Annotated in this window: 21 protein-coding genes; 14 read left to right on the forward strand and 7 right to left on the reverse strand. The window is 48.0% G+C overall.

Annotated elements, in window-relative coordinates; all coding sequences use genetic code 11:
- Positions 1-72: 72 nt before the first annotated feature.
- The gene (locus C7R93_RS05950; RefSeq protein WP_106837941.1) at positions 73-513 is read left to right on the forward strand and encodes a small multi-drug export protein; all 441 of its coding nucleotides are present in this window, start codon (positions 73-75) and stop codon (positions 511-513) included.
- A 54-nt stretch (positions 514-567) separates the two neighbouring features.
- Here the strand turns inward: C7R93_RS05950 and C7R93_RS05955 are convergent, their stop codons facing one another.
- Complete coding sequence (locus C7R93_RS05955; RefSeq protein WP_106837942.1) at positions 568-1,014, reverse strand: GNAT family N-acetyltransferase; 447 nt, start codon at positions 1,012-1,014, stop codon at positions 568-570.
- Between the two features lie 159 nt (positions 1,015-1,173).
- On the opposite strand from C7R93_RS05955, the gene C7R93_RS05960 reads away from it, so the two are divergent.
- The gene (locus C7R93_RS05960) at positions 1,174-1,434 is read left to right on the forward strand and encodes a DUF2573 family protein (RefSeq protein ID WP_106837943.1); all 261 of its coding nucleotides are present in this window, start codon (positions 1,174-1,176) and stop codon (positions 1,432-1,434) included.
- Between the two features lie 46 nt (positions 1,435-1,480).
- On the opposite strand, the gene C7R93_RS05965 is transcribed toward C7R93_RS05960, so the two are convergent.
- From C7R93_RS05965 to C7R93_RS05980, 4 genes are all read right to left on the reverse strand, one after another.
- Positions 1,481-2,317 (reverse strand): DUF1835 domain-containing protein, encoded by an 837-nt coding sequence (locus C7R93_RS05965; protein ID WP_106837944.1) that lies wholly within the window; start codon positions 2,315-2,317, stop codon positions 1,481-1,483.
- 140 nt (positions 2,318-2,457) lie between these two features.
- Positions 2,458-3,852 (reverse strand): hypothetical protein, encoded by a 1,395-nt coding sequence (locus C7R93_RS05970; protein ID WP_106837945.1) that lies wholly within the window; start codon positions 3,850-3,852, stop codon positions 2,458-2,460.
- Positions 3,833-4,402, reverse strand: a complete 570-nt coding sequence (locus C7R93_RS05975; protein ID WP_106837946.1) for an RNA polymerase sigma factor — start codon at positions 4,400-4,402, stop codon at positions 3,833-3,835. Before C7R93_RS05975 ends, C7R93_RS05970 begins: the two co-directional genes overlap by 20 nt.
- Positions 4,403-4,454: 52 nt before the next feature.
- A complete protein-coding gene (locus C7R93_RS05980) occupies positions 4,455-6,119 on the reverse strand; it encodes a DNA repair helicase XPB (protein WP_208637792.1) in 1,665 nt (554 codons plus the stop codon).
- A gap of 141 nt (positions 6,120-6,260) precedes the next feature.
- Here C7R93_RS05980 and C7R93_RS05985 point away from each other — a divergent pair, with 141 nt between their 5' ends.
- The 5 genes from C7R93_RS05985 (at position 6,261) to C7R93_RS06005 (ending at position 11,619) form a co-directional block, all read left to right on the forward strand.
- Positions 6,261-7,580: a hemolysin family protein gene (locus C7R93_RS05985; RefSeq protein WP_106837947.1), complete on the forward strand. Its 1,320-nt coding sequence runs from the start codon at positions 6,261-6,263 to the stop codon at positions 7,578-7,580.
- Positions 7,581-7,713: 133 nt separating this feature from the next.
- Positions 7,714-8,718, forward strand: a complete 1,005-nt coding sequence (locus C7R93_RS05990) for an ABC transporter substrate-binding protein (protein ID WP_106837948.1) — start codon at positions 7,714-7,716, stop codon at positions 8,716-8,718.
- A gap of 91 nt (positions 8,719-8,809) precedes the next feature.
- Entirely contained in the window at positions 8,810-9,865 is a 1,056-nt protein-coding gene (locus C7R93_RS05995; RefSeq protein WP_106837949.1) for an ABC transporter substrate-binding protein, read from the forward strand.
- A 28-nt stretch (positions 9,866-9,893) separates the two neighbouring features.
- Positions 9,894-10,829 (forward strand): ABC transporter permease, encoded by a 936-nt coding sequence (locus C7R93_RS06000; protein WP_106837950.1) that lies wholly within the window; start codon positions 9,894-9,896, stop codon positions 10,827-10,829.
- Positions 10,822-11,619: an ABC transporter ATP-binding protein gene (locus C7R93_RS06005; protein ID WP_106837951.1), complete on the forward strand. Its 798-nt coding sequence runs from the start codon at positions 10,822-10,824 to the stop codon at positions 11,617-11,619. The genes C7R93_RS06000 and C7R93_RS06005 overlap by 8 nt, the downstream gene beginning before the upstream one ends.
- A gap of 10 nt (positions 11,620-11,629) precedes the next feature.
- On the opposite strand, the gene C7R93_RS06010 is transcribed toward C7R93_RS06005, so the two are convergent.
- Positions 11,630-12,853, reverse strand: coding sequence for an MDR family MFS transporter (locus C7R93_RS06010; RefSeq protein WP_106837952.1), 1,224 nt, complete (start codon positions 12,851-12,853; stop codon positions 11,630-11,632).
- Between the two features lie 132 nt (positions 12,854-12,985).
- Here C7R93_RS06010 and C7R93_RS06015 point away from each other — a divergent pair, with 132 nt between their 5' ends.
- The 7 genes from C7R93_RS06015 (at position 12,986) to C7R93_RS06045 (ending at position 19,309) form a co-directional block, all read left to right on the forward strand.
- The gene (locus C7R93_RS06015; protein ID WP_106837961.1) at positions 12,986-14,791 is read left to right on the forward strand and encodes an SgrR family transcriptional regulator; all 1,806 of its coding nucleotides are present in this window, start codon (positions 12,986-12,988) and stop codon (positions 14,789-14,791) included.
- Positions 14,792-14,892: 101 nt separating this feature from the next.
- Positions 14,893-15,324 (forward strand): tellurite resistance TerB family protein, encoded by a 432-nt coding sequence (locus C7R93_RS06020; protein WP_106837953.1) that lies wholly within the window; start codon positions 14,893-14,895, stop codon positions 15,322-15,324.
- Between the two features lie 132 nt (positions 15,325-15,456).
- Entirely contained in the window at positions 15,457-16,254 is a 798-nt protein-coding gene (surE, locus tag C7R93_RS06025) for a 5'/3'-nucleotidase SurE (RefSeq protein ID WP_106837954.1), read from the forward strand.
- A gap of 3 nt (positions 16,255-16,257) precedes the next feature.
- Positions 16,258-17,298 carry a hypothetical protein gene (locus C7R93_RS06030; RefSeq protein WP_106837955.1) on the forward strand — a complete coding sequence of 347 codons (1,041 nt, stop codon included), beginning with the start codon at positions 16,258-16,260 and terminating at the stop codon, positions 17,296-17,298.
- 149 nt (positions 17,299-17,447) lie between these two features.
- A complete protein-coding gene (locus tag C7R93_RS06035) occupies positions 17,448-17,930 on the forward strand; it encodes a hypothetical protein (protein ID WP_106837956.1) in 483 nt (160 codons plus the stop codon).
- 64 nt (positions 17,931-17,994) lie between these two features.
- Entirely contained in the window at positions 17,995-18,591 is a 597-nt protein-coding gene (gene thpR, locus C7R93_RS06040; protein WP_106837957.1) for an RNA 2',3'-cyclic phosphodiesterase, read from the forward strand.
- A 49-nt stretch (positions 18,592-18,640) separates the two neighbouring features.
- Positions 18,641-19,309 carry a hypothetical protein gene (locus tag C7R93_RS06045; protein WP_106837958.1) on the forward strand — a complete coding sequence of 223 codons (669 nt, stop codon included), beginning with the start codon at positions 18,641-18,643 and terminating at the stop codon, positions 19,307-19,309.
- 41 nt (positions 19,310-19,350) lie between these two features.
- On the opposite strand, the gene C7R93_RS06050 is transcribed toward C7R93_RS06045, so the two are convergent.
- Positions 19,351-19,830, reverse strand: a complete 480-nt coding sequence (locus tag C7R93_RS06050; RefSeq protein ID WP_106837959.1) for a chemotaxis protein CheW — start codon at positions 19,828-19,830, stop codon at positions 19,351-19,353.
- Between the last annotated feature and the right edge of the window lie 198 nt (positions 19,831-20,028).

The raw sequence follows: 20,028 nt of genomic DNA on the forward strand, positions 1-20,028 counted from the left end.
ACTTTCTGACATGTCTGCTCGTCTTTACCATGACGAATGAAAAAGACAGCGAGAGGGGAAAGGCGAAACAGAATGGACGTATTATGGAAAGCAGGATCGGTGACACTATCTGGTATGCTTGAGCTGTGGGCAGCGATCCCTGTAGGTTTTATGTTGGAACTACCACCGGTGTTAATCGGAATATTTAGTGCGGTGGGTGCGATCATCAGCGCAGGTGTCGTCATTTTTCTGGGAGGCTCCTTGCGTACCTGGCTTTTAAAGCGTGTAGAGAAACGCAGCAAGCGTCAAGGGCGTATGTGGCAGATATGGGATAAATACGGGGTAATTGGCCTTGGTCTCGCTTCGCCGCTTTTAACGGGAGCACCGCTCGGAGCTGCTATTGGTATCTCGCTGGGAGCACCTACGAAAAAGCTCATGTTGTGGATGTCGGTGGGCATCATTATCTGGAGCGTGTTATTGACGGCAGGAGTGGCTTTTGGTCTTTTGCACTTCATGGTACCAGAAGCGAAATAGCTTGTATGCATGAAAAACCGCCAATTTTTTCTGGCGGTTTTTGTTCATACGAATTCATAGCGAGAGTCTGTAGACAATCTCTCCATCGTATACGTCGCCGGTTTCTTCAAAACCGAATTGACTGTATAAATGTCTTGCACTCGCATTGCCCGTCCATACAGTCAAGTTGACAAATCGGCTTTGTGGGAAACGGTTCCGTACCGTATCCACTATCGCTACGAGAGCCGCTCTGCCATATCCTTTGCCTTGATACTGTTGATCGATGAAGAAGCCGTTGAACCAGTAACACCAATCTGTTGAGGCGTCATAGGTAATCATGACAAACCCAACCATTTTATCAGCGCCATACAGACAGAATGGTTCATATACGCAGTCGTCACCATCAGGGCGGATGTGAACCTTTGCCAATGAAACGGCAACAGACGGGACAAAGCGCTGCTGCTCATCATGAACCTGCAAGCGTAGTGCATCCTGCCAGTTATCCCTGGTTGTTGGAACCAAGCGGATACGTGTGTCTTTGATAGGTCTTCACCTCAATCATCTGGATAGCTTAAGCGTAACCGATCACTCCTGAAAAATCTTCCTTTTCCGCATGGCTGTTTTTTCGTAAAATAAACTAAGGACACAAATAGAAATGTTCCCGAAAGTGAGGTAACTGACATGGACGAGAAAAAAGAAGCGTTGGTCCCTGAACTGGAGGATCTAGTTCGTAAATTTACAGAGTTGTTGACAGGAGAAGCGACTCCTGAGCGCGTAGAAATGGTGAAAGTATGGTGCCTATACACGACAATGGCAAAAGCGATGCCACCGCTGATTCAGCATTGGGGAAGCGAGCCTGAGCATATGGAAGCACGAAATCAAATTCGTGAAATCATTGAGCAAATCAAGCTGTGGAATCAGGAGAAAAATCAAAAGCATTAAGGATGGAAAAAACGCTGTCTCTTTGTGAAAGAGAACAGCGTTTTTTTTACTTCAATCGAATCTCTAACCGATGTAGAGGCATCAACTCTCCTCGGTACTCTAACAGGCGCTTCTTGATCAGCTCATGAACACGGTGTATCAAATACGTGTCACCAATACATTGATCGCTTTCTCCCATGACGGTACCGATAACACGTGCAGCCTTTTGGAACTTTTTTGATGCATGTTCCAAGAGTGAGGCATCATAAAAATCTTCCGATACGGCTAGCACTTCACCTTGTTTGAAAACGCGGAGCATGCTTTCATCCGAATGCGACCACTTTTCCCATTCGAGGATCAAGTTTTGTACAAGAGGCGCAGCCATATCCTTCTTTACCTGATAGGCGTCCATCACTAATCGGGGAGGGAGGGCAGCCACACTTTTCAATACATAAGATTCCTCGTTGCCGTCCAAGTCCTTTAATTTATAATCGCTATCCACGCTAAATGCGGTTACGTCGATTGTTTCGAACGAGAGGTTTTTATCCTGAAGCATGGAGACAGCATAGCTCATTCCTATGGCGTCAGATGCGTTCTGACCATGCCACAGAATTACGTTAGTGCCGTCTGGAATCTGTGATGGAAGGGTTAGATTTCGCAGCAGGTATGCTTTTAGCGTACTCATGTCTTCGGGAGAGACCCCTTCTACTTGTTTGAAGAAAGAATGAATCCATTCTATCCTTTCATTCATCCCGTTTGCCGTTTCCAGTCGATGAAGCGGTCCAACCGAGAAATCATCGTCGATGCGGATGATGCTTTCTGTCTGTAACAGATTTTGTTTGTGAAAGACGGACCGGAGGGTACCGTAAGAAGAGGGACCGAAGCAGATGTGAAATTTGTTCATAAGTTAGCTCCTTATATTTATCTTCCTTCATTATATCGTAATTGGATTTGTGAGCAAAAAATAGAACAGCCTCTTTTGATAGACAAAAAAAGACACGACCCTGAAAATCAGGTCGTGTCTTTTCAGTTGTAGAGAGTTTTTTACGGATTCCACGTGATGTGCTTGGTAGTCTCCATTAGTTCATTTAAGGTGACTCCGTTTGCAGTCACTACCACATACAACGATTGGTTGTCGGATTGAGCATTAAAATGAACCGAGTGCTGGGCTGTTGATGCTTTTGAATCGGATTGATCAAAAGAAACAGCGATGGCCTGCTCTCCGTTGACTGCGAACAACTGAGTAGCGGAGAAAGTGCCTGGGATAGAGAGGCTGCGCTTTCCTTCTGTATTACGCACAACATCTATGCGAATCCAGTCGTTGTTCCGCTTGTAATCTGCTGTCAAGCGAGTCACCTTCTGGCTGGTTTCCGATTCATATTGGACCGATACCGTACTCATCGAGAACCCATTCGGTGCTTGCGTAAGGGCAGGCACGGGCATATCTGATGCTTGTACAGCGGTGTTCAAATCCGAGAAGGAGGAGAGCGTAATGGGCTGCTTCGTTGCCGTCGGCAACGCTGGACCCACTAATGCGTTCTCCGTTGTACCGCTATCCGCATTGTTTGGTTCCACTTCGGAGGCAATCCCAAAAGTCGTAGGTTTCTCTGTAGTAGAGCCATTTGATTCCTTAGCGGCTACAAGGTTACCAGTATTTGACGATTCGGCTGGAAGCTCCGATTTCGCTTTTGCTGCTTGATCAGCCGTATTTCCTTGCAGTCCGCGAGATGCCACGTTGCTCCGCTCGTCTTTCATTACTGTACGTGGCTCAGGTGTTGTTACTTTTTCCTGTGGTTTGACCATCGCAATCGCATTGTTCGATTGGGTAGGTGGTGCAGGAGGTGTATCTGTTGCCGGTGCAGTCGGAGTGACCTGCGATTGTGTAGCAGCGGACCCTGGATTGCTTTCTGCCTTTTTCATCGCCTGACTATCGGCAGCTGCTGGTACGGAAGCGAGAGCAGGTGCTTGAGCTGACGGTGCCGATTTTGATCCCGATTCGTTGAATGCAAAGGTGCTCTGGTTGTCTTTCATCCCGTCTTCTTGTATGGCAGCCATTTGAATAGTACTCGGTGACAGCTGTTGGTAGCCGACGAAACCAACTGCGAGCAAAACAGCCGCTGCGCTAACCCAGGCGTATGAAGGGAAGCCTTTGGTCCAGCGCTTGTTTGGCTTTGCTATCACTGTGCTAGTTTGTTGCTCTGAAGATGCAGTAGCGGCGTGAGGGGGTACACCTTTTCCGGCGGTCTGGTAGATTGCTTGCATGATTCTGTCTTCCAGGTTCGCTTGAGGTAGTGGAACCTCCTTCAAGAACTGCACCTCCTCTTCTGTTGTCATTTGCGTTTCTATCCAAGCGATGCATTCGTCACAGGTTTCAATATGCGAGTGCGAATCGCTATCTGTGTCATCTAGCCATGCTTTTCTAAATGCCTGGCAGTTCATGTACGAGCCCTCCTTCCTTGCGGGATAACAATTTTGCGAGTTCCTGACGAGCACGCAAGTAACGGACGCGAGCTGTAGATTCGGCGATGCCTAAGAGTGTAGCTATTTTTTCAAACGGATATTCGTGCGTACAGCGAAGGACGATCACTTCTCGATAAGAATCTGATAGTAAGGAAAAGGCCTCCTGGATTTCTCGACGTTGCTCTTTTGTCATGAGCGATTCCTGAGGGGATTCGTCACGTGTATTGGATGGCACATAAGCCAATTGTTCATCCGAGTCATGATACTTTCGGCGACGCAAGAAGTCGATGCTCTTATTTCGGGCAAGCGTATGTAACCAAGAGGAAAACTGGCTGTCCCCACGGAATGTGGACAGTTTTTCATACGCTTTTACAAATACTTCCTGAGTGAGATCCTCTGCATCAGAGCGATTGTTTACCATTTTGTAAATGAAAACGTAGATCATATGCTGATATCGCTGGATGAGGTCGCGATACGCTTCGATGTCGCCTTGAAGAATCCGCTGAATGATTTCGGCGTCGGATTGCATTGAATCTTTGGCCTCCCTTCCCTCTATGAGACGCTGGTTATTCGTAAACGTTTCAGACCAGCGTTTCGATTTCTATAATATCGTATGGATAGCCTTGTTCGACAAGAAAAAGCTGGCGATGGAGCGAAAACTCCTGCTCTCTCGTGTCTCGTGTTACCAATGTATAAAAATGGGCGGTGTTGTTGTCTGTTTTGGGCCTTAAGATACGTCCCAGGCGCTGTGCCTCTTCTTGTCTGGAACCATACGTCCCGGAAATTTGGATCGCGACGTTGGCATCCGGCAAATCAACCGCAAAGTTGGCTACCTTGGATACGATCAGGCGTGTAATTTCCCCTTTTTTAAACTGAGTGTACAAAAGCTCACGTTCTTTGTCCGGTACTTTTCCTGTAATGAGTGGCAGTTGGAGGGCTGTAGCCATCTGCTCAAGCTGATCAATATATTGCCCGATGATCAAAACGCGATCGTGGGCGTGCCTCTCCAATAGCTCGCGGACGACCTCCAGTTTCTTTGGATTTTCTGCCGCAATGCGAAACTTTTGACGAGCGCTTGCATGTGCATAAGCCTCCCGCCACTTCGGCTCAAAGGGGAGTCGAATTTCTCGGCAATGCGCTTCTGCGATCCAGCCTTGCTCTTCCATGACTTTCCATGGAACCTCGTACTTTTTTGGACCAATCAGGGTGAAAACATCTTCCTCCCGCCCGTCTTCCCGAACAAGAGTAGCAGTCAGCCCAAGTCTGCGAGTGGCTTGAATCCCAGAAGTAACACGAAAGATGGGTGCGGGCAACAAATGCACCTCATCGTAAATAATAAGCCCCCAGTCGCGCTCTGAAAAGAGTTTCAGATGAGGAAAATCATCTTCGGCGGTGGGGCGGTATGTAAGAATTTGATAAGTCGCCACAGTTATCGGCTTGACTTGTTTGTTGTCACCAGTGTATTCGCCGACCATATTTGGATCAAGGCCTGTTTTGTCCAAGAGCTCTGCGATCCATTGCCGAACGGAAGTGGTATTCGTTGTCAAAATGAGGGTGGCAGTCTGTAATTGGCAAATCGCACCAAGTCCAATGACGGTTTTTCCAGCACCACAGGGCAGGACGAGCACGCCGCTTCCCCCGGTCACAGCTCCGCCAGAATAGAAGGCATCAACAGCTTCTTGTTGATATGAACGTAAGGAGAATGCTCTGCCATGGGATGTCGTTTCCCGCAAGCTGACTGCACAGGATTCGCCTTCTGTATAGCCCGCCAAATCCTGAACAGGAAACCCGAGCTTGATCAGCTCTTGCTTGATCAGTCCGCGCGCATAGTTTTTGATGACAAAATCGCTTTCAAAAAGAGCAGCGATGGATTTATAACTGGTCACCTCTGCTAAAAGAAGCGGGTCATCACTTATTAATACGAGTTGATCACCAATGCGTTCCAAACGAAACAAGCCGTATTTTCGCATGGTATCATCTATCTCTTTGACGATGGTAGGCGGGACACCATACTTGCTGTAGCTGCCAAGCACCTCTGTTACCTCTTGTGATGTAAGACCAGATGCTGCCGCATTCCAAAGCGATAATGGGGTGATCCGATAGGTATGGATGTATTCTGGGTTCTTGATTAGCTCAGTAAAACCGCTGATAGCTTGTCTGGCCTCAGGAAATAAAGGATGCTGAGTTTCCAACAATATCGTCCGATCACTTTGAACGATCAAGGGCAGGTCTGGACGGTACGACAATAGACTCACCTCGTTACAAAAGGGCATAGGAATCAGCACTATGGTATCACAATCTCGAAAAGAAAGAAAAACGAACAGGTAACATTTTGGCTACGATGGGAAACAATATCCCAAAGCATGGACGGAAAGGATGGCGGGAGCATGGCAATTTGGGGAAGCTTGTTTAATTTGGTCTTGGTCATGATCCTCGTACTCCTGAATGGGTTCTTTGTTGCGACCGAATTCGCGATTGTAAAAGTAAGGGAATCGCGCATTACCCAGCTCGCTGCGGAAGGAAACCAGCGTGCTGGTGACGTGGAGAGGGTCCTGCACAATTTGGATGCTTATCTCTCCGCTTGCCAACTAGGGATCACACTGGCTTCATTAGGGCTTGGTTGGCTGGGAGAGCCTGCCATCGCACATCTCTTGCATCCTGTATTTCGCTATTTCCAATTAAATGAAACGTTCGTTACCAGTATTTCCTTTATTATCGCTTTTTCACTGATTACGTTTTTACATATCGTGTTGGGGGAGCTGGCTCCTAAGACACTGGCTATTCAATACTCCGAAAAAGTGGTACTTGCGGTTGCCAAGCCGATCCAACTCTTTTACAAAATCATGTATCCCTTTATCCAAATGCTGAACTGGGCAGCGAGTCGTTTTCTTGCACTCTTTCATATATCCTTGGAGCCGCATCAGGAAGCACATACGGAAGAAGAAATTCGCATTCTCGTCAATGAAAGTCATAAAAGCGGCTTGATTGATCAAACCGAACTGATGTTGGTCGATAATATTTTTGATTTCTCGGAGACGATGGCAAGAGAAATCATGGTTCCGCGTACGGATATGGTTGTCTTGAACCTGCGCGACCCCTTTGACGAGAACGTCAAGCATGTCCAAAACGGACGGTTTACCCGCTATCCGGTAGTGGATGGTGACAAGGACCATGTTGTGGGGAGCTTGCACATCAAGGATATGCTCACAGGGCTTTTGGAAGGAGAGAGCAATGATCTTCAGACATTCATGCGTCCTATTTTGACTGTACCGGAGACGATCTCGATCAGCCGGTTGTTGACCATGCTGCAAAAACAACGAGGGCAAATGGCGATTATCATTGACGAGTATGGGGGCACTGCCGGCCTGGTGACCCTCGAAGATATAATGGAAGAAATTGTTGGTGACATTCAGGACGAGTTCGATGACGAGCGCCCAGAGGTGGAGCGCAGTGACGGTATGCTGTCATTGGACGGGCGTATGCTACTGGAAGAAGTCGGCGATTATTTGGAAATCGATTTGGAGTCGAGCGATGTAGATACGCTTGCAGGCTGGATTTACATGCAAATCGACCATCCGCCGCGCGTGGGTGATCGGGTAAAAGAGGGGAAGTACGAATTTGTGGTGGGAGAGGTCGACCATTACAGAATCACGAGGGTATATGTAAACAAAATCGGCAAAGCAGAAGAAGAGATCAGTTCCACGTAAGAGAGGAAAGGGGGGCTTCTCAATGCGTAATAATATGCTATAATGGGACACAAGTTGCATAGACAGCAATGAACCTAATTGCTTAGGGCGATTAGGAGCAGCGAAAGAGCAGAGACTAGAGGAGGAAGTACAGATGAGACGAGCAGTCAGTATGGTACTGACCGCATTGCTTGCGTTTTCTTTGGCAGCATGTGGCAATGAAACAGGTGGAAAAACAGAGACAGCAGCAACGACAGGCCAAGGGCAAACAGTGAAGCTAGGGCTGACACAATTCGTGGAGCACCCTGCACTGGATGCGATTCATAAAGGGATTTTGGATGGTCTGAAAGATGCTGGCTACGAAGAGGGCAAGAACTTGGAGGTAGACTCCCAGAATGCCCATGGCGACATGAACAATACGGTCTCGATCGCACAGAAGTATGCCGGAGATAAAAAGGATATTGTCGTAGCGATTGCGACACCATCTGCTCAGGCTGCAGCCAAGGCGATTGCTGACAGCCCTGTTATTTTCAGTTCCGTAACAGACCCACTCTCGGCTCAACTGGTCGGCAGTCTGGAGAAGCCAGACAAAAATGTGACCGGGACGTCCGATAAAGTATCGATGGAACAACAATTGAAGCTGGTGAAAACCTTCCTGCCTGAGCTTAAAAAGCTCGGTGTGATCTATACGACCTCCGAAATTAACTCAGAGGTACAGGTCAAGGAATTGGAAGACGCAGCGCACAAAGAAGGCGTAGAAATTATCAAGGCAGGCATTTCGCAGCTATCCGAAGTGCAGCTGGCAGCTCAAGGGCTTGCTAGTAAAGCAGATGCCATTATTATCCCAATTGACAACACCGTCGTATCCTCGTTTGAAGCGGTACTCGGAGCAGCAGAGGAAAACAAAATCCCTGTCTTTGCTTCTGATACCGATACAGTGAAGCGTGGAGCGGTCGCTACTTATGGGATTGATTACTACCAAATCGGTAAACAAACAGGCGATATGGCTGCCCGTATCTTAAAAGGGCAAAGTGTTGCTGATACTCCTGTAGAGATTTCGAAACAAGCTGATTTGTATATCAATGAAACAGCTGCTGCAAAGTTTGGGCTCACTATTTCTGAGGCACTCAAACAACAGGCGAAAGAAATCATCAAGTAAAAAGAGAGCGTCATGCTCTCTTTTTATTCTTTTAAAACGGTTTTATCCATGTTAAACTGTAGAAAAAAATTCACGAGGGGGAATTCACCAAATGTTCAAACAAAAGAAGAGTATTAAAATTTTTCAGAGTTTTTTATTTCCTTTATTGCTTTTGTCTGTTACCGCTTGTGGACAGCAAAGCGCTACCCCTGCAAACAATTCCACCCCAGCCCCTTCAAACACGACGGCACCTGCTCCGTCTACTGAAACCAAGCAGCTGACAATTGGAATTGCCCAATTCGTTGAACACCCTGCATTGGATGCAGCAAGAGAGGGCTTTATCAGTCAACTGGCTAAAAACGGCTACGAAAATGACAAGCAAGTAAAAATCAATGTGCAATCCGCTCAGGCGAGCATGGATACAGCGATTCAGATTGCTCAAAAATTTGAGGCTGACAAAGTAGATTTGGTGTTGGCCATTGCGACTCCAACGGCACAAGCTGCCGCACAAACCAGTAAAGAAATTCCGATCCTGTTTACTGCGGTAACGGATCCGGTACAAGCTGGTCTGGTTGCAGCGATGGACAAGCCAGGTGCGAACGTAACAGGCACATCGGATATGAACCCTGTCGAGGAGCAATTGAAGTTGATCAAAGAATTGAAAGCTGATGCGAAATCAGTTGGAATCATTTATAGTTCTGGTGAAGTCAACTCCAAAGTACAGGTGGATGCGGCAAAAGCTGTAGCCAGCAAGCTTGGTTTAGAAATTAAAGAAGCAGCGATTACGAGCGCAACAGAAGTGAAGCAAGCAGCTGAGTCCATGGTGGGCAAAGTAGATGCTTTCTACGTACCGACTGACAATATGGTTGTATCTTCGATTGCAGCAGTTATCGGTGTAGCCGAGGCACAAAAAATTCCGGTAATCGCAGGTGAAGAAAACTCTGTGAAGAGCGGAGCGATTGCCACTTACGGGATTGACTACACGAAGCTGGGCGAGCAAACAGCTGATATGGCAGCAAAAATCCTGAAGGGTGAAGCGAAGCCAGCAGATATGGCTGTTGAAGTGCAAGCAGATATGAAGCTCGTATTGAATAAGAAAGCAGCGGAAAAAATGGGTGTGACGATTCCGCAAGCCATGCTCGACCGTGCTGGACAAGTGATCGAGTAATAAATGCAGTAATTGGAGGATTTCTTCTATGAATCAACTGGCAATAATGGGAGCCATTGAGCAAGGTTTACTTTTTGGTATCTTGGCTCTCGGTGTATATCTGACCTTCCGCATTCTAAACGTTCCTGACTTGACCGTAGATGGTAGTTTTGCCTTGGGAGGCGCTATCGCAGCTAAGTTCATTATCGATGGAACCAATCCGTTCTTGGCTACACTGCTGGCGTTCATTGTAGGTGGCTTGGCTGGAGCTTTTACTGGCGTCTTGCATACCAAAGGAAAGATTAACGCACTTTTGGCGGGGATCTTGACGATGATCGCCTTGTACTCGATCAATTTGCGTGTCATGGGAAAAGCGAATCTGCCTCTTTTGCGGGAGGATACCTTGTTCACTTATGTGAAGGATATGGGCATTCCGAACCTGGCCGTAGGTGGAGTTACCTTGCTGTCTGGAGTAGCTATCGTCTTTATCGTAGGTGTTATGGTGTTGAAGCTCATCATTGACTGGTTCCTGCATACGGATATGGGTCTTGATTTGCGCGCGACAGGTGACAACTCGAAGATGATCCGCAGCTTTGGGGTAAACACGGATTCGACAACAATCATCGGTTTGGCTCTCTCCAATGGTTTAGTAGCTCTAGCTGGTGCGTGGGTAGCCCAATACCAAGGCTTTGCGGATGTAGGAATGGGGATCGGGATGATCGTCATCGGTCTGGCTTCCGTTATTGTCGGGGAAGTTCTGTTTGGCAGCTCTTCGATTTTCCGAGTGACGCTCGCTGTCATTCTCGGCTCGATCGTGTACCGCTTGGTCATCGCCATCGCGTTGGATCAGGGACTCAATCCTTCTGACATGAAGCTGATCACTGCCCTGATTGTTATCTTTGCACTGACTGTCCCGACTGTGGCAAAAGGCATCTGGAAAAAGCAAGCGGTACGCACGGCAAGGGGAGGAAGCAGCGATGCTTAATATTACAAACGTCAACAAAGTATTCAACGCAGGAACCGTGAATGAAAAGATCGCGCTTCGAAACGTCAATCTACATGTGAAGAAAGGAGAGTTCATCACCGTTATCGGTAGTAATGGTGCCGGTAAATCGACGATGATGAACATGATCTCCGGTGGACTGACGCCAGATGAGGGCAGCATTAAGATTGACGGCAAAGATGTCACGCGCTTGGCGGAACACCAACGCGCAGGTCTGATTGGTCGAGTGTTTCAGGATCCAATGGCAGGTACAGCGCCGAACATGACGATTGAGGAAAATCTGGCAATCGCTTTGGGGCGGGGAAAACGCCGTACACTTGGATTTGGGGTGAACAACCAGAAGCGCGAGCTGTTCCGCGAGCAGCTCAAGCAGTTGGATCAAGGACTGGAAAACCGCCTGAAGACCAAGGTAGGCTTCCTCTCAGGTGGACAGCGTCAAGCGCTGAGCCTGTTGATGGCTACCTTCACAGAGCCGAAGATTTTGCTCCTCGATGAACATACAGCAGCGCTTGACCCGAAACGTGCGCAGCTAATCGTAGAATTAACAGAAAAAATCGTGGAGCGCTATAAACTCACGACGATCATGGTCACGCATAATATGGAACAAGCGTTGAACATGGGCAATCGTCTGTTGATGCTCCACGATGGGGGAATCATCCTCGACATTCCGGATGAGAAAAAACGGACGATGAAACCGCAGGATCTGCTTCGTGCCTTCGAAACAGCCCGCGGTGGAGAAAGCTTCAGTGAGGATCGCTTCTTGTTAACCTAATCGGATCGAATCAGCCTTCCTGTTCAAGCGGGGAGGCTTTTTCGTTGTTGGAAAGATACGCGTACATGAATCCGGCACCGATCAAGAGGATGCCTGCGACAATGGTGAAAAGCATCGTGCCGCCATAATGCAGCAAGACGAGGCTGCCCAGGTACGGTCCGCAAGTGCGGGAGATATCCCAGTGTGTTCCCGTGATCGCGAAGTACCGCCCGCGCATCGTGACAGGTGATATCCGTGTGACGAAGGTCATCAACTGAGTCAGACCAATACTCTCTCCGATGACGAGCAACACTTGCAGGGCGAGAAGGACAGGTACACTGTCAATGAAGGCATAGCCCAATGCAACGATGAGGAAACAAATGTACGAGCCGCTAATTAACAGGCGAGCGGGCAAGTGCTGTGTCCATTTTACGAGCAAATATTCGAATAGCAGCAGCATAATGCCTTTTACTGCAATGAGCAAGGCGAGCGTTTGCAAATAGTCCGGCAGCGTGTATTTCAGATGAAGCTGGAGATTCGTTTCGGTTTGCGCGTAAAACAGACTGATCGGCAAAGACAGCAACATAATGGCAAGGGCTGGTCGATAAGTATGCCAGGAGCTGCGTGAACGAACGTCTGCTGCTTCTTCGACGGGAGCTTCTGGCAGGGGTGTTTGCGGGATTTTCCACCAGACGGCAACTGCATAGATCAATAGCGAGATCGCAGTAAACAAAAACGCCATAGCAGGCTCGTACTTGTAAATAATGACGCCGACTAAAGGTCCCAATGCGGCCCCGATGCTACTAGAGGTATTGAGTAGGGCAAAAGCACCAGCCATTTGTGCGGAGGAAATCGTATCAGCGAGATGTGCGCGGCTGGCAGGGATAAACAGGGATCGACCGGCCCCGTTGATGATGTACAGAATCGCAAAGCCCACCATGGAGTCTGCCCAAGCCATCCCGAGCATAGCAAAGCCTTGCAGGAATAGGGCGAGTAGCATGATCGTTTTTCGGCGATAACGGTCCGTGATGCCTCCAGCAAATATCGTGAGCAAAATCTCTGAAAAGGGCTGCAAGCCAATGACGAGCATGGTCATGGTGACAGAACCCCCGATGTTCTCGCTCAAGTACAATACGAGAAACGGGGCGATCATGGCGCTGGATAAAGAGGTGAGCGTTTCGCCGAACAGACGGACCCAGATGAGTGCCGGATACGCAGCAAAGAATCGACTGAGTGCATTAGGGATGTGTGGCATAAGGAAGTCCTTTCTCCGGCTTTTCCGGTTCGTTGGTGTTTTTAGAATTGTAAGGTGACAAAGGCCGAAGAAAAAGCGTACGATTAGGCGAATAGCTTTTTCATGTTTTATGAGGGAATTGGTGGTGGCAAGATGCAACTCGTTGAACAATACATGCGTTTGTGTGCGGGCCGACCTAATGAAGCCATTGGGCATCCGCTTGACATATCGTTGGCTGAAGTTGCTTCGATCTTATTTTGTACATTGCGGAATGCGACCTTGACCTTGAAAAAAATGCAGAGCCAGGGATGGGTAGTCTGGCAGCCGGGGAGAGGGCGAGGAAATCGTTCTGTATTGACATGCTTGCTTGCACCCACAGATCTGATCATGAGCGTAGCCAAGGAACTCGTGCAAAAAGGGGAGATCCGTGCTGCACGGAATATGATCGACGAACTTGGGGCAAATTTGCCAGTTTTACATGAAAAATTTTCACGATGGATGAATAGTCAGTTTGGACATCGTGTGATGCGGGAAAAGGGAAGTAAGGGTAGAATAGATACCTTACGTTTGTTTTACAATCGACCATTCGCAGGGCTTGATCCGATTCATATTCTCCTGCGCTCCGAGTCACACATGGTCAAGCAGCTATTTGATTCTCTGGTCCAGTTTGATCCCGTCACGAAAAGGATTGAACCCGCTATCGCTTTTTATTGGGAGGCTAGTGAAGAAGGGAAGCAGTGGACTTTTTACTTGCGGAAAGGTGTCTTATTCCATCATGGCCGTCCACTTGTTGCCGATGATGTGCGCTTTTCCTTGCTTCGCTTGATGGAGCATTCCTATAAGCATCGCTGGCTTGCTGCTTCAATTGAATCGATTGACGTCAAAGATGACTACGTGCTGACGATCTCCTTGCATATGCCGGATGAACTGTTTTTACAGGCACTGAGTAAGGAATATATGGCGATTGTCCCCCGTGATTACGTTGTGCAAATGGGAGAGCAATTTGCGCAAATGCCAGTAGGAACGGGTCCGTTCCGAGTAGTCCGCAACGACGATTCTATGCTCGTGCTGGAAGCGTTCACGCCTTATTTTGGGGGAAGACCGTTCTTGGACCGAATTGAAATCTGGTGCGTACCTGGAATGGAAGCAGAGGTACAGGCAGATGAGACCTTGTTAACCGTAATGGCTATGGATGATTATCGGGATACGAGCGTTCCGGCATGGAGTGACGTTGGCAGATTGGAAGATTGTTTTCAATACGTCAGCTTGAATGGAGCAAAAAATGGCCCGCTGTCACATAATGAATTTCGGAGTCTCATTGTGGCTATCATTTGTGGACAGGCCTTGAGACAAGAGCTACAGGGAACGAGAGAGCATGCAGTCATCTGGGGGGAAACTGATTCGTTCCAAGAAAAAAGAGAGGTGCCTGATTCACAGGAGTTGGTTCGTATCTTCAAAGAGAGTGGGTATCATCAGGGAGAAGCACTGTCGCTCTATACGTATCCAGACTCTGATCATATAGAAGATGCCCTGTGGATTCAGAAAACGTGCCAGGAATACGGAATTGCCATAGAGATCAGGTATGCATCCCCGGAGGAGCTTGCCTTGCCCTCGTTATTACAAGAGGCGGATTTGGTTGTGGATAGTGCGAATGTAGATGAAAGGGCGGAGCTGTCTTTACGAGAATTTCTATACGCTGGTGCGTTGAGTATTTCTCATCATTTAGATCCGCAGGGAAAGGAAGAGATTGAGTATTTGATGAAGGGCATGTCGTGCGTCCAAACAACACAAGAGCGACAAGTTTATGTGGACAGCATCATGCATACGCTTGCGGCTTGCAGTACGTTTGTCCCGCTGTATTCGAATCGGGTAGAAATGCTTGCACATCCACGTTTATCTGGCGTAAGTCTGGATGCTTATGGCTGGATTGATTTTAGGCGCATTTTTGTTAGGGAATAGCATAAATTTGTCACATAATCATGTGAAACCGCTTTCGTTTTTTATCGTATTATCATATGTAGATAAATGAATGTGTTTAGAAAGTTTTTTGAGGAGGAACTATGCCGGTGTATACCAAAATCGAAAAGGACAAACACATTTTGTTTGCGTCCATTCGCTTGATGATCTGCGTCGGGCACGCCGACGGTTATATAGGAAATAAAGAAATGGATCGTATTCATGAAATCGTGAACTCGGAACATTTTACATTGAAAGAACGCCAAATTTTAATGGATGATATGGACTATCCAAAGCGTCCGGAGGTCATCGTGGAAGACCTCGTAGCCATGACCCAGGCTGAAAAGCTCGTTATGATGCGCAAGCTCTACCACATGGCATTGATCGATCGGAAGTTGTCACCGTCGGAGACAAAAGAGATTGCCCGCATCGCTTGCCTGATCGGAATCTCGGAGGAAAAGCAGCATCAAGTAGAAGAGTGGATTCGCGAAGGGATTGTTTGGCGCGAGCGCTGGAAAGATATTGTAGGAGAATAGCCGGGGCCCCAATATGATTGGGGTCCTTTCGTTTTAGGTGGAAGCTTGGCGCCGCCTCGATTTCTACAGTACAATAAGAAAAAGGACGTCTCAGCGAGTGGTAACGCTATTGATGAAGGAGGAGACCCTATTTTGCGGATCTTGGTTACGAATGATGATGGCATCGATGCTCTTGGTATCAAGCGGTTGGTAGAAGCCTTGCTCACTTTGGAGGAAGCTGAGGTCTATATAGTAGCCCCGGTTGAAGAGAAAAGCGGGGTCGGACACGGAATCACTTATCGCAGTGCACTCGCGCCTGAACAGCGTGATTTTTACGGAATGCCTGTGAAAGCATGGGCGGTCAATGGCAACCCTGCAGACTGTGTAAAAGCTGCGTACCATCTCCTATTTGAACATGGGAAAAAGCCGGATATCGTATTCTCGGGGATTAACGTCGGGACGAATCTCGGACGTGACATTTATTACTCCGGTACATGCAGCGGCGCAAGAGAAGCGGTAATCTTGGGTGTTCCTGGTGTTGCACTTTCTTATGATAACTGGTTCGATCAAGACAACTACGGCGATGTAGTGGAGATGATTCGTCCGATTGTAAAAGAATTCAGCGATCACGCGATCAAAGGAGAGCTGGCTTCAGAGGTATTCTGGAATATTAATATCCCGCATGTCCCGCTGGCTGAGGTGAAAGGAATGGTTCCGGCTACCTTGTCCATGAACCATTATGAAGACAAATATAGCGAAGAAGCGGAAGGCTATTATTTGGCACGAGAGTATCCTCAAGTAATGCCACTGGCGGAGCCGCTGGACTATGATTTGCTCAAGCATGGCTATATCGCGATTACTCCTGTCCACATTGACGCGACAGATCGGACTCTCTTAAAACAAATGGACAATTGGGCATTGCTAAAAGCTTGGGGAAATCAGGAGGAATAACGCATGAATGAGGAATTTTACCCTCCGCTAACCCCCGATGACACTTTGCGTTCTCCAGAAGAGTCAACGCAGGGAGAGGTTCTCGATCCCGTGGTTTATCACGATCTGTACAAGCTGGCAGAAGAAGAGGGGCTTCCTTACTTTGTTCGTCTTAGCGGCACAGGTGAGGTGGAGCTGTATTTGGTGTTCGAATCGGTGGATACTTTCAGTGAGCAGACGAAAGACGCCGTTTCGCTGGAATTCAAAACGTATCAAAATAAGCTGCTCGCCGTCATCTGGACACTGTCGGACCCGCTGAATCCGCTTGGTTTTCCCTTGACGTTCGACATTGTCCGGGCGGATGAGCGGAGCATGGCTTTGAGATTGATCGAGCAGCCGTATTCTTCTATCCACTACTTGGCTTACGCAGATAGCGAGCTTATCCACATCTATTCTGAATCGATCTCTTTTTCCCCAGCGGAAGTAGCTCGTACGCGTGAGATGATTCAGGCTCTCTATGAGGGAACTCCTGATACACTTCCCGATGAGGTGCAGGTGCGTGAGGAAGAGACCGAAAGCATCTCAGCGATGAGTTTGCCCGCATCTGTTTTTACAGAATCGGGGATGGCCTTCGTATTGCGTTACAAGCACATGAGAGATGTGCATGGTGAAGAAGGAGCGCAGCATTTATTGATGAGTACTGTGCAGCAAGCAGTATGGGTCATGCGCAGGCACGCCCGTAGCGATGTCCGGGATACGTCCTTTACCGTATGGGCTGCGGAAGCGGGCGATTACGTCATGATCATACTCACGCCAAGTCTCTCGCATTTGTTCGAGGTCGTTCATATGTCAGAGGATGAAGCGAATCCGTTTTCGCGTTTTATGATGACCTTGCCGGAGTACGTGCAGACGCAGGACGCTTCTCCCTTGCAGTTAGGAGCCTATCCACTATTGCGGTATGAGAGCGGTCGCCTTTATCATTTGGAGCTGGATGAAGATGTACAGATGCATCTTGCGCAGGCGTTTGCGAAAGCGTTTCCAGGAACGCCTGTTCCTTACCTATAATTGTTGAGAGATTGTGAAATAAGACTCTCCACGGAATCTTTTGGAGTTCGATGAAATAAGGGTAAATAAGTCATTTTTCAACAAAGGATACGACAAGTGGGAATCCGAATTAGGTAAGACAGACAATCCATTGGGGAGAGGTGACGACGATGTACGCTGTTGAACCCAATTTGTTCCAGGCAGTTTCTGAATGCGCCCACCGTTTTCAAGGGGAGATTGAACAACTGGCACAACGTCATGCACTTACGATCGAAGGAGGGCTTCCTGCCTTAGAGCTGCAAGTACACCCGCAGTTTCAGGCTTTGCTCGAGTACAATCTGTGGGGAGAAGCCGGTTTAGTTGTTATCCATGGGAAATTACATAAGCGTGATCAAGTTTGGACAGATTCGTTTTCTGTCATGATGAAGTTTTCCTTGACGCATGATCCGAGTATCGATATGGAAGGAAAGAAGCAGCGTATTGAAGAGTTTTTATACGGGGAAGCAGAGTACTTCTGGAATATCCCTCCCGCTGGCCATGTCGGTCATAGTGAGCTGACCTTGCGCTTTACCTACCAGCCTGGATCGAACCGTCTTGCGGAATATGTCAGGAGTGTTTTGGGAATCGTAACCGGAAAGATGATGGCTGCCTAACGCGGCATGAAAGGGAAATGGCTCTCCGTCACAGGAGGGCTATTTTTTTCGAAGGAGGACAGAAATGCGCTTATTCATAGCACTGGATATTCCAACCGAGGCTTGCGCCTATATTGCCGATGTTCAAAAACGCTTGAAGCAAGATGTGACAGCGGACAGGTGGCAGTCTCTCGCTAATTTGCATTTGACTCTGCATTTTCTTGGAGAGGTTCAAGAATCACTTGTTCCCGCCATTTGCGAGGACATGGATATTGTCAGTGCGATCATCCAGCCATTTAGCTTGCGGATTGGCAGCTTCGGGGTTTTTCCGAATGCCCTGCATCCACGTGTCCTCTGGCTGGGACTGCGCGGCCAACTTTCTGTGCTGAAGCAGCTGCATTTATTGTTGGGGAGACGGTTTGAATTGCATGACGGCTTGTCCTACGATCGGAAACGGTATCGGCCGCATATTACACTCGCACGCGGTCCGCATCACAGTGGGGAAGAGCTTGCTCTCTTGGATTGGAACGAACGTTATTTAGCGCAGGAACCGCCACAATGGAAGGCACGCCATTTCCATTTGTATCGTTCCGAATTGTTGCCGGAGGGCGCAGTACATACGATTATCCACACGAGCACGTTTGATAAAGATCACAGCAAAAAACAAGCGTTGCTTGAATAGACTAAGAAGAAAGGATCAGGGAAGCCTTCCAGAAAGCGGTGGAAAACGGATGGGTGAGTTCACGACCGGCATTCTTTATCCACGCAAATACGAACCGAAAGTACTGATTGCCTTATCCAAGACAGAGCAGCCATACTTCCACAGAAACGTCAACAGCGACTGGAATGCATTTTTCCTGCAGGATGAGTGGCTGGAGACCTCCACGACGCTTGATTTTTTGCTGAGACTGTCCAAGCAATTCGTACCCCTCCTCTGGTTTCATGACGCGGAGGACAACGGCTGGGGCTTTCGCTTGTTTGATGCAGGCTTCGAGGTTGCGTCAGCGACAATCAGCTACTCGCTCGATGTGGAAATGGCGGAAGCCGAGTTTGGCAGGCTTTATCCGGAAATTGACCTGCAGGAAGGAATTGTAGACAGCGAGGACGTTCGGCAAAAGTATGAAGACATACTGGAGAGGGTAGTGCGTTCGGAGTTGTATCGGCGCGAGGTAGGTAAAGGGATCACACGTATCAAGCCGCAGTCGTTTAGTCGGATCGTGGGTCCGAAGCAGATTCAGCAGTTACGTTCCCTCTTTGACTTGCAGTTGTTGACGAACGTCGATGACGACACAGGAGCTTCACTGTTGTACGACTCGGTTGACCTGTTCAAGGAAATTTTGGGAATCGAAGAGATGGTATGGGTGAACTATGCGTATTTAGCAAGTGGAGGCAGAGAGTAAAAGCCCAGTGCATCATCGCGCACTGGGCTTTACACTGTCACTTACTTCTTTTTCCACTGTCCAAAAATTTCATTCACATCAAGCAGCATGATCAGCTTGTCGTTCAAGCGGGCAATGCCGTGCAAATACTTGCCTTCTACTCCAGCAATAATGGGTGGTGCAGGCTCGATCACGTTCTGCGGAATATTCATGACTTCAGAGACCGCATCCACGATAATCCCGATGTTCAACCCATCCAACTGCAAATCGACAAAGCGAGTGTCATCCGTTTCTTCCAAAGGTTCCAAATCAAACATTTTCCGCAAATTGATTATCGGTAAGATTCGCCCACGCAGATCAATGACTCCTTCGACATAAGGTGGAGATTTTGGAAAACGTGTAATGGGCAGTGGCTTGATGATCTCACGTACGAGCGAAATCGAGAGTCCGTAATATTCGTTCCCCATTTTAAACAAAATCTGTTGGTCAACAGCTGCTTCTGTCTCCCATTCCGAACCATTGCTTCTTTTGGTCAATTCCATGTGCACTATTCCTCCCCGAACCGCTTTCCATGTCTTTACCCATATTGTACCATGGACAAACCTACTCAGGACGTTTTTTTGTCACAGGCAAAGACCTTATGAACGATTTTCCGTGATCATCGCAATCGCGCTGTACTGAGCGGCTCTGGAGCACCAAAAAGAACAGACCGACAAGCGTTGAACTGTTACCCAAGAAAT

The sequence above is a fragment of the Brevibacillus fortis genome (genome assembly GCF_003013395.1).
In the GTDB taxonomy this organism is placed as follows: Bacteria; Bacillota; Bacilli; order Brevibacillales; family Brevibacillaceae; genus Brevibacillus; species Brevibacillus fortis.

What these genes read in the sequence shown, in the direction of transcription:
- C7R93_RS06010 (WP_106837952.1), bottom strand. Translation starts at nt 12,853, where the DNA reads ATGCCACACATCCCTAATGCACTCAGTCGATTCTTTGCTGCGTATCCG.
- C7R93_RS05995 (WP_106837949.1), top strand. Translation starts at nt 8,810, where the DNA reads ATGTTCAAACAAAAGAAGAGTATTAAAATTTTTCAGAGTTTTTTATTT.
- C7R93_RS06005 (WP_106837951.1), top strand. Translation starts at nt 10,822, where the DNA reads ATGCTTAATATTACAAACGTCAACAAAGTATTCAACGCAGGAACCGTG.
- C7R93_RS06045 (WP_106837958.1), top strand. Translation starts at nt 18,641, where the DNA reads ATGGGTGAGTTCACGACCGGCATTCTTTATCCACGCAAATACGAACCG.
- C7R93_RS05975 (WP_106837946.1), bottom strand. Translation starts at nt 4,402, where the DNA reads ATGCAATCCGACGCCGAAATCATTCAGCGGATTCTTCAAGGCGACATC.
- C7R93_RS06030 (WP_106837955.1), top strand. Translation starts at nt 16,258, where the DNA reads ATGAATGAGGAATTTTACCCTCCGCTAACCCCCGATGACACTTTGCGT.
- C7R93_RS06035 (WP_106837956.1), top strand. Translation starts at nt 17,448, where the DNA reads ATGTACGCTGTTGAACCCAATTTGTTCCAGGCAGTTTCTGAATGCGCC.
- C7R93_RS05990 (WP_106837948.1), top strand. Translation starts at nt 7,714, where the DNA reads ATGAGACGAGCAGTCAGTATGGTACTGACCGCATTGCTTGCGTTTTCT.
- C7R93_RS05970 (WP_106837945.1), bottom strand. Translation starts at nt 3,852, where the DNA reads ATGAACTGCCAGGCATTTAGAAAAGCATGGCTAGATGACACAGATAGC.
- C7R93_RS05965 (WP_106837944.1), bottom strand. Translation starts at nt 2,317, where the DNA reads ATGAACAAATTTCACATCTGCTTCGGTCCCTCTTCTTACGGTACCCTC.
- C7R93_RS06000 (WP_106837950.1), top strand. Translation starts at nt 9,894, where the DNA reads ATGAATCAACTGGCAATAATGGGAGCCATTGAGCAAGGTTTACTTTTT.
- thpR (WP_106837957.1), top strand. Translation starts at nt 17,995, where the DNA reads ATGCGCTTATTCATAGCACTGGATATTCCAACCGAGGCTTGCGCCTAT.
- C7R93_RS05950 (WP_106837941.1), top strand. Translation starts at nt 73, where the DNA reads ATGGACGTATTATGGAAAGCAGGATCGGTGACACTATCTGGTATGCTT.
- C7R93_RS05960 (WP_106837943.1), top strand. Translation starts at nt 1,174, where the DNA reads ATGGACGAGAAAAAAGAAGCGTTGGTCCCTGAACTGGAGGATCTAGTT.
- C7R93_RS06050 (WP_106837959.1), bottom strand. Translation starts at nt 19,830, where the DNA reads ATGGAATTGACCAAAAGAAGCAATGGTTCGGAATGGGAGACAGAAGCA.
- C7R93_RS06015 (WP_106837961.1), top strand. Translation starts at nt 12,986, where the DNA reads ATGCAACTCGTTGAACAATACATGCGTTTGTGTGCGGGCCGACCTAAT.
- C7R93_RS06020 (WP_106837953.1), top strand. Translation starts at nt 14,893, where the DNA reads ATGCCGGTGTATACCAAAATCGAAAAGGACAAACACATTTTGTTTGCG.
- C7R93_RS05985 (WP_106837947.1), top strand. Translation starts at nt 6,261, where the DNA reads ATGGCAATTTGGGGAAGCTTGTTTAATTTGGTCTTGGTCATGATCCTC.